The following is a 1,094-nucleotide window of genomic DNA, read 5'->3' as shown; positions in this document are numbered from 1 at the left end:
CGCGCCGGCCCGGTGCCGGTACGCCCGCTCCACCGCCTCGGCCACCGCGGGCACGCCGGCCGCCCCGGCCAGGGCCCGGTTCAACCCGGCGATGGCGGCGTCGTCCGGCCCACCCGCCGGCCGGGCCGAGCCGACCAGCTCGTCCAGCCCGGCGACCACCGTGTCGACGTCGCCGGCGAGTCGGCGCAGCGCGGCCTGCCGCTCGGTGACGGTGCGTTCCAGGGCACCGCGCAGCCCGACCATCCCGGCCGGATCGATGGCGGTGGTGGCCAGCAGGGGCACCCCGGTCAGCCCGTCCGTGTCGAGCAGTCGACGCAGGTCGTCCAGGACCCGGGGCACCTCGGTGGGAGGCAGTCGGTCCGACTGGTTGAGCACGACCACTGTGACGTCCCGGTGGCGGTGGAACTCCCGCAGGTAGCTGTCGTGGATGACCCGGTCGGCGTACTTCTGCGGGTCGACGACCCAGACCACCTGGTCCACCAGGCCGAGGAGGCGGTCCACCTCGAGCCGGTGGGATCGCTGCACCGAGTCGAAGTCGGGCAGGTCGAGCAGGACCAGTCCGTGCAGCGCGGTCTCGTCGTCCGCGTCCAGGGCGCTCTCCCGGACGAAGCGGTGTCGGGGTAACACACCGATCCAGTCGAGCAGCCGGTTGGCCCCCTCCAGCGGGCCCCACACGCAGGCGTGGGTGACGCCGGTGGTTGGCCGACGGACCCCGACCGGCGAGAGCTCCAACTGGGCCAACGCGTTGAACAGGCTGGACTTGCCGCTGCCAGTGGCCCCGGCCAGGGCGACCACGGTGTGGTCCCGGGACAGCGCGAGCCGGGTGCCGGCCCGCTCGACCAGGGTGTGCGCGGGCACTAGGTCACCGTCCGGCAGCAGGCCGTCCACCGCGGTCAGGAACCGCCGTACGGCGTCCAGCCGGGCGATCAGCGCGTCGGCGTCGATCCGCTGGTCGCCCCGGAACGCCTCGCGTACCCGGCCGGCGATGTTGGTCACCCGGAGGCCTCCTCGTCGGTGGAGAGGCCGCTGCGATGCCGGGCCAGCTCGACCCGGCCGGCGCCGGCGCGCTGGTGCTGGATCATCCGAGCGCCGCC

At 74.7% G+C, this 1,094-nt stretch carries 1 protein-coding gene; it reads right to left on the bottom strand.

Going from position 1 to position 1,094, the window contains the following annotated elements; genetic code table 11:
• Positions 1-996 (bottom strand): GTPase (locus JM949_RS36105; RefSeq protein ID WP_203152491.1); only part of this gene is annotated, 996 nt, incomplete at its 3' end.
• Positions 997-1,094 lie beyond the last annotated feature (98 nt).

The sequence above is a fragment of the Micromonospora tarensis genome (assembly GCF_016803395.1).
Taxonomy (GTDB): domain Bacteria; phylum Actinomycetota; class Actinomycetes; order Mycobacteriales; family Micromonosporaceae; genus Micromonospora; species Micromonospora tarensis.
Note: the sequence above shows the minus strand (reverse complement) of the source record. Positions and strands in the feature narration are given on the sequence as shown.